The sequence below is a fragment of the Methylobacterium variabile genome (genome assembly GCF_001043975.1).
Classification (GTDB): Bacteria; Pseudomonadota; Alphaproteobacteria; order Rhizobiales; family Beijerinckiaceae; genus Methylobacterium; species Methylobacterium variabile.
Genome location: NZ_LABY01000015.1, coordinates 1 through 6,977, shown reverse-complemented (window position 1 = coordinate 6,977; position 6,977 = coordinate 1). Strand labels below are relative to the sequence as shown.

The 6,977-nt window shown below is 71.5% G+C and carries 6 protein-coding genes; 3 read left to right on the top strand and 3 right to left on the bottom strand.

Annotation, left to right across the window (positions count from 1 at the left end; genetic code table 11):
* Positions 1–152 precede the first annotated feature (152 nt).
* Entirely contained in the window at positions 153–1,928 is a 1,776-nt protein-coding gene (locus VQ02_RS02380; RefSeq protein ID WP_048442556.1) for a glucan ABC transporter ATP-binding protein/ permease, read from the bottom strand.
* Between the two features lie 276 nt (positions 1,929–2,204).
* On the opposite strand from VQ02_RS02380, the gene VQ02_RS02375 reads away from it, so the two are divergent.
* Positions 2,205–2,978, top strand: coding sequence for a motility protein A (locus VQ02_RS02375; RefSeq protein WP_048442555.1), 774 nt, complete (start codon positions 2,205–2,207; stop codon positions 2,976–2,978).
* Between the two features lie 72 nt (positions 2,979–3,050).
* Positions 3,051–3,884: an OmpA/MotB family protein gene (locus VQ02_RS02370; RefSeq protein ID WP_048442554.1), complete on the top strand. Its 834-nt coding sequence runs from the start codon at positions 3,051–3,053 to the stop codon at positions 3,882–3,884.
* Between the two features lie 15 nt (positions 3,885–3,899).
* On the opposite strand, the gene VQ02_RS02365 is transcribed toward VQ02_RS02370, so the two are convergent.
* Positions 3,900–4,847: a LysR family transcriptional regulator gene (locus VQ02_RS02365; protein WP_048442553.1), complete on the bottom strand. Its 948-nt coding sequence runs from the start codon at positions 4,845–4,847 to the stop codon at positions 3,900–3,902.
* A gap of 165 nt (positions 4,848–5,012) precedes the next feature.
* On the opposite strand from VQ02_RS02365, the gene VQ02_RS02360 reads away from it, so the two are divergent.
* The gene (locus tag VQ02_RS02360) at positions 5,013–6,176 is read left to right on the top strand and encodes a mandelate racemase/muconate lactonizing enzyme family protein (protein ID WP_048442552.1); all 1,164 of its coding nucleotides are present in this window, start codon (positions 5,013–5,015) and stop codon (positions 6,174–6,176) included.
* 47 nt (positions 6,177–6,223) lie between these two features.
* Here the strand turns inward: VQ02_RS02360 and VQ02_RS02355 are convergent, their stop codons facing one another.
* Entirely contained in the window at positions 6,224–6,610 is a 387-nt protein-coding gene (locus VQ02_RS02355; RefSeq protein WP_157080462.1) for a CAP domain-containing protein, read from the bottom strand.
* Positions 6,611–6,977 lie beyond the last annotated feature (367 nt).

Genomic DNA, 6,977 nt, shown 5'->3' with positions numbered 1-6,977 from the left:
ACCGCCGCGCCTTCGAACGGACCCGTTCGGAGGCGCAAGGCAAGCCCGAACGGGCGCCGGCGCTGATGCGCCGGACGCCTTCGCATCGACGTGTCGATGCCAAGGCGCGAGGGTATAAGACGGGGCGGGCTAATGCCCGCCTCACGCCTCGTTCACGCCGCCATCGCGTAGTCGGGCTCCGGCTCGGCCGCCATGAACTGGGCCCGGGCGAGCTCGGCGAAGCGGCCGCCCTCGGCCACCAGCTCCTCGAAGGTGCCGCTCTCGACGATCCGGCCCTCATGGAAGACCAGGATGCGGTCGGCGTCGCGGATGGTCGACAGGCGGTGGGCGATCACGAAGGTGGTGCGCCCCTCCATCACCGCCTCCAGCGCGCCCTGGAGCTTGCGCTCGGTGGCGGCGTCCAGCGCGCTCGTCGCCTCGTCGAGGATCAGGACCGGCGGGTTCTTCAAGAGCGCCCGGGCGATCGAGAGCCGCTGGCGCTCGCCGCCGGAGAGCGAGCGGCCGCGCTCGCCGATGACCGTGTCGAGCCCGTCGGGCTGGCGCGCCATGAACTCCGAGGCCTGGGCCCGCTCAAGGGCGTCGAGCATCTCGGCGTCGGTGGCGTCGGGCCGGCCGACCTGGAGGTTCTCGCGGATCGAGCGGGCGAACAGCATCGGCTCCTGGAACACCACGCCGATGTTGTGGCGCAAGGACGAGAGGCCGATGTCGCGAAGGTCCTCGCCGTCGATGCGGATCGTGCCGGCATCGGGGTCGAAGGCGCGGTGCAGGAGGCCGAGCGTCGTCGACTTGCCCGAGCCGGTGGTGCCGACGAGCGCCACGGTCTCGCCGGCCCGCGCGGTGAACGACACCCCGTCGAGGGCCGGGCGGCGGCCGTCGTAGGAGAAGCGCACGTCCTCGAACGTCACGTCGCCGTCGAGCCGCGCCACCGCCTTGGCGCCGGGCCGGTCGTGCACGGCCGGGACGGTGTCGAGGATCTCGAAGAACTCCTGCATCTTGGGCGCCTGCAGGAAGACGCCGTTGACGAAGGCGACGACCTGGTCGAGGCGGGCGACCAGCATGGTGGCGAGGCTCATGAACGAGACCACGTCGCCGACGGTGGCCATGCCGTGGCCGTGCAGCACGATGCCAGTGACGAAGATCGCCGTCATGGTGAGCGTCGCCGAGGCGCGGGTGGCGACGGAGGCGAGCGCCCACCACGATAGGACCGGGATCTGGGCGGCGAGCAGGTCGCGGATGATGCAGTGCATCGCTTCCTTCTCGGCCTTGGCGCGGGTGAAGGACTGGATCACCGCGACGTTGCCGAGCGCGTCGGAGGCGTGGGCGGCCAGCCCCGAATGGTACTCCTCGACCTTCCCCTGCAGCGTCTCGGTGCGGCGCAGCACGAAGGTGGTGAGGCCGGTGAACACCAGCATCAGGGCGACCAGGATCGAGCCGAGCTGCCAGTTGAGAAAGAGCGTCATCGGCAGCAGCACGACGAGGGAGACGAGCGCCGCGCAATGGTCGCGGAAGAAGCCGAGCCAGGTCGCCGCCATGCCGCTCGTGCCCTCCAGCATCGCCTTCAGCACCCGGCCGGAATGGTTGGCGGAGTGGAAGGCGAGCGGCAGGTCGAGGACGTGCTCAAAGTAGTTCGCCATGGCCGAGAGCCGGCTGCGATGGGCGAGCCGGTCGGCGTGGAGGGCGATCAGCACCCCGGCGCCGATCGAGAACAGCCCGAACCCGACCCAGGCCCCGACGAGGAGGAGCAGGCCCGAGGTGCCGGCGCCGCCGGCCGGCAGGTGGGTGAGGCGGTCGATGATGCGGCCGAACAGCACCGGCTCGGCGAAGGCCGCCACCGCCAGGGCGACGTTGGCGGCAGCCAGGAGCGCCCCGAGGCGCAGATCGGGCCCGAGCTGGCCCATGACCCGGACATAGAGCCTGATCAGCCGCATGGACGGTGAACTCCGAGAGATGACCCTGTCTGCGGCCCGGGCCCTCGCCCGCCGCCTGCCCCGCGCGCGGCCTTGTTCCGGCGGCCGTTCGATCGCATGGCCATCCCTATGCCCGATTCTCGCTGAACGGCGCATGACGGCGCCGTGGCCGGGGAGCGGCATTTTTACCGTTCGTTGAGCCTGTTCGCCGTAACCTCCGGCGCAGGAAGCACGCGACGTCCGGCCCGAGCCCCGCGACCGGGGACGCACGACGGCGCACGAAGGGGCCGAGCTCAGATGGATATCGCAACCGGCGCCGGCCTCGTCGGCGGCATCGCGGTCGTGGTCGTGCTCATCATGATCGACGGCGGCAACTTCGCCGCCTACTTCGACAAGCACGCGGTGATCGTGATCTTCGGCGGCGCCACCGCCGCCACCATGCTGCGCTTCCCGTTCTCGGTCATCCTCCACGGCGTGCCGATGGGCCTGCGCTTCGCCTTCAACATGCGGGCGATCCGGCCGCGCGAGCTGATCGACGAGATCACCAAGATCGCCGACGTGGTGAAGAAGCAGGGCCCGATGGCGATCGAGAACCTCGAGATCTCGGACCCGTTCCTGGCGCAGGGCGTGCGCTACATCGCCGACGGCTACGACCGCGAGTTCATCCGCGACACGATGGAGCGCGACCGCGACAACTTCCTGATGCACCTCGACGAGGGCTCGAAGGTGTACCGTGCCTTCGGCGACTGCGCGCCGGCCTGGGGCATGATCGGCACGATTCTCGGCATGGTGACGATGTTCGCCAACATGTCGGACCCCTCGAAGCTCGGGCCGGCGATGGCGACCGCGCTGCTCGCCACCCTCTACGGGGCGCTGATCGCCAACATGGTCGCCCTGCCGATCGCCGACAAGCTGCACGTCAAGCTCGAGGAGGAGGACGTCTCCCGCTCGCTCATCATCGACGGGGTGCTGCTGATCCGCGACGCCAAGAGCGCCTCGCTCGTGCGCGAGATGCTGATCGCCTACCTGCCGCACAGCCACCGGGAAGACATGGCCGCCGAGGCGGCCTGACGCATCGGGAAGACATGGCCCCGAGGCGGCCCGGGGCCTTCGGGATAGGCGTCCGTCGAGGAGATCTGAGCGGTGGCCAAGAAGAAGCGCGGCGGGGCCCATGGCGGCCACGGCTGGTTCGTGACCTTCGCGGACCTGATGGCGCTGTTGATGAGCTTCTTCGTGATGATCGCCGCCTACTCGACCCAGGACCAGAAGAAGCTCCAGGCGGTGGCGGGCTCGATGCGCGACGCCTTCGGCACCAACCGGGAGTCGCGGTTCAACGGCATCATCGAGAAGAACGGCCTGCCCTCCGCCACCAAGCTGCGCGACACCCGCGACATCCCGCCGGAGAAGGCCTCCGATCGGGCCGAGCCGCCCAACCCCGAGGAAGTGCTGGCGGACGGCATCCAGCACAACGCCTACAAGGAGGGGTTCGGCCTCGCCATGGCGTCCCTGCGCCAGGCGCTGCAGGACCTGCCGGAGATCGCCGAATTGTCGAAGAGCATCGTCATCGACGTGACGGCGCGGGGTCTCGACATCTCCCTCGTCGATCAGGACAACCGCTCGATGTTCCCGGAGGGCTCGACCCGGCCGAACGACCGCACCCGGCAGGTGCTGGAGCGGATCGTGCCGACCCTGCGGCGGATGCCGAACCGCATCGCCGTCACCGGCTACACCGCCGCCGACCGCCCCGGCCGCCGCCCCGCGGCCCCGCCCTGGGAGCTCTCCGCCGGCCGGGCGATCAGCGTGCGCGAGATCCTGGCCGGCAGCGGCCTGCCCGCCGACCGCTTCGCCGCCGTCTCCGGCAAGGCCGACACCGAGCCGCTGTTTCCCGACAACCCCTACCTGCCGGCCAACCGCCGGGTCACCGTGACCCTCCTCAACGAGGCGCCGCCGACGCCGCGGGGCTCGGGCTTTCCGTAAGGACGGCCCCGACCGCTAGCGGCGGTCCCCTGCCGCTGCCCGCAGGGACGCGGCCTGCGGGGCGGGCCGGGCACCCTGCGCGTCGATACGGTCCCAGAGGTCGTCGGCCGCAGGGTTGCGGCATTCGGGGGAGCGAAACAGCCTGATCTCGATGGGGACGTCGAACCGCTCGGGGCCGGCGCGCACGAGCCGTCCGCAGGCCAGATCCTCCGCCGCCATGGTCTGCGGCAGCCAGGCGACGCCGTGCCCCTCCCGCGCCATCGTCGTCAGGGTCGCGGCGAGGTGCGAGGTGAACCCCGTGACGGTGTGGGCCGGCTGCCCCTGGCAGACCGCGAGGATACGGCCGAGCCCCGAGGCGTGGCTGTAGGCGAGGGTGGGGACCGGCGCGTCCGGCGATCCCGGCAGCCGCCAGGTCGGCCGGTCGTCCCCATCAGGGGCGCAGACCGGGACGAGCACGTCGTCGCCCACGCGCAGGCTCTGGAACCGGTCGGCCTCCAGGCGCGTCGGCGCCTCCGGGTGGACGTGGCAGAGCAGGAAGTGCGCTTCGCCGGCGAGCATAATCTGCTCGCAGGCCTCCATGCTCTCGGACACGAGGTTGAGGGTTCCCGGGGGCCGTGAGCGCATCTGCCGGCGGATCCAGACCGGGAAGAACGTGAACGACAGGGCGTGGGTCGCCGCGATCGACAGCGTCGCCGTATCCCGCTCCCCGATCGCCTGCGTGTCGCGCCGGGCCCGGTCCAGCCCACGCACCAGCTCGTGGGCGACGGGCTGGAAGTGGGCGCCGGCCGGGGTCAGGGTGGCGCCCTGCGCCCCGCGCACGAACAGGGGCGTGCCGATCCAATCCTTGAGGGCGCGGATGCGGCGGCTGAAGGCGGGCTGCGTCACGTTGCGGGCGTCGGCCGCCCGCGAGAACGTCCGCTGCTCCGCGAGCGCCAGGAAGTCCTTCAGCCAGTCCAGGTCCATGCCGATGCCGTTGGCGCATAGGGCGGACCGAAGATGGCATTGGCCGGGCGCCCCTGTCCAGGCGTAGCCAGGGCCGGAGGACGCCAAGCCCCGCCCTGCGGCCGCGGCCCGTCGGGGCCTCCGGCCCAGTCCCCTGCCCCGCTCGAACCGCGAAGGAGAGCACCCGTGCGCATCGTCGACGTCCGCGAGGTCACCAAGCCGATCTCCTCGCCCATCCGCAACGCCTATATCGACTTCTCGAAGATGACCGCGAGCCTCGTGGCCGTGGTCACCGACGTCGAGCGCGACGGCCGCCGCGTGGTCGGCTACGGCTTCAACTCGAACGGCCGCTACGGCCAGGGCGGCCTGATCCGCGAGCGCTTCAGGAACCGCATCCTGGAGGCCGATCCGAGGAGCGTCCTCGACGCGTCCGGCGACAACCTCGACCCGCACAAGCTGTGGGACGTGATGATGACCAACGAGAAGCCCGGCGGCCACGGCGAGCGCTCGGTGGCGGTCGGCACCCTCGACATGGCGATCTGGGACGCCGCCGCGAAGATCGCCGGCAAGCCGCTGTTCCGGATGCTCGCCGAGCGGAAGGGCGTCGAGGCGAACCCGCGGGTCTTCGTCTACGCCGCCGGCGGCTACTATTATCCGGGCAAGGACGACACCCAGCTGCGCGCCGAGATGCGCGGCTACCTCGACCGCGGCTACACCGTCGTGAAGATGAAGATCGGCGGCGCGCCGATCGCGGAGGATCAGCGCCGCATCGAGGCGGTGCTGACGGAGATCGGCGCGCAGGCGCAGCTCGCCGTGGACGCGAACGGCCGCTTCGACCTCGAGCAGGGCATCGCCTACGCCAAGATGCTGCGGCAGTACCCGCTGTTCTGGTACGAGGAGGCGGGCGACCCGCTCGACTACGCGCTGCAGGCGGCCCTGTCGGAGTTCTATCCCGGCCCGATGGCCACCGGCGAGAACCTGTTCTCGCACCAGGACGCACGCAACCTGCTGCGCTACGGCGGCCTGCGCCCGGACCGAGACTGGCTCCAGTTCGACTGCGCCCTGTCCTACGGCCTGGTCGAGTACCTGCGCACCCTCGACGTGCTGCGCCAGTTCGGCTGGTCGCCGGCGCGCTGCATCCCGCATGGCGGTCACCAGATGTCGCTCAACATCGCGGCCGGCCTCGGGCTCGGCGGCAACGAGAGCTACCCGGACCTGTTCCAGCCCTATGGCGGCTTCCCGGACGGGGTGAGGGTCGAGGCCGGCCACATCGTCATGCCGGAGCGGCCGGGCATCGGCTTCGAGGGCAAGTCGGACCTGATCAAGGTCATGCGCGAACTCGCCGAGTAGGGTCCCCAACGGCGGCCGGTCGGCGTTCGAGCGGCCGGCCGGATCCCCTACTTCGCCACCAGCAGCGCCCAGTACACCTTGTACTTCGAGCCCGGCGCGTAGGCGGTGGCGATGCCCATCCGCGTCGCCGCCGGATCGAGCATCACCGCGTTGTGGGACGGGCTGTCGCGCCAGCCGGAGAACGCCTCCGCCAGGGTGTGATAGCCGGCCGAGAGGTTGGCGCCCGGCTCCGGGAAGCCCATCCGGGCCGCCACCGTCTTGACGATGTCGGCTTGGCTCGGCCGGCCGGCCGCCGCCATGGCGGCGGTCTCGGTCTCGGCGAGGCGCTGCAGGCCGGGATCGAGGGCCAGCGGCGGCAGCCCCTTGTTGCGGCGGTAGGCGGCGATCATGTCGCGGGCCGCGCCCGCGTCGATCTGAGCGCCCGACGCCGCCATCGGCCAGTACAGGCTCGGTCCCGCCGCGCTGAGACATCTCGCCTGTCTGGCCCTGGCGCTCGCCCTCGGCGCCCGCCCGGCGACCGACGCCACGTGGGGGGTGAACGGCGGCCCGGGCCCGGGCCTGGACTGGCCAGCGGGCGCGGCGGCGGGCCCGGGCACCCCCCGCGAGCCCGGGCGGGCCCCCCCCCCGCGAACGCCCGGGCGGGCACGCCGCACGGCTACCACGTGCTCAGCATCGCCGGCGGGCGCCGCTACACCACCCGCTACGTCCCGGCGAGCGACGATGCCGGCCGCCAGATGCGGATCGTGCTCGAGAGCCAGTTCCACGGCGACGACCTCGCCCGGTTGCCGGACACCCGGCTCT

Bases quoted from the DNA above. Each gene is read 5' to 3' on its own strand.
- VQ02_RS02380 (WP_048442556.1), bottom strand. From the start codon at position 1,928: ATGCGGCTGATCAGGCTCTATGTCCGGGTCATGGGCCAGCTCGGGCCC.
- VQ02_RS02355 (WP_157080462.1), bottom strand. From the start codon at position 6,610: ATGGCGGCGTCGGGCGCTCAGATCGACGCGGGCGCGGCCCGCGACATG.
- VQ02_RS02375 (WP_048442555.1), top strand. From the start codon at position 2,205: ATGGATATCGCAACCGGCGCCGGCCTCGTCGGCGGCATCGCGGTCGTG.
- VQ02_RS02365 (WP_048442553.1), bottom strand. From the start codon at position 4,847: ATGGACCTGGACTGGCTGAAGGACTTCCTGGCGCTCGCGGAGCAGCGG.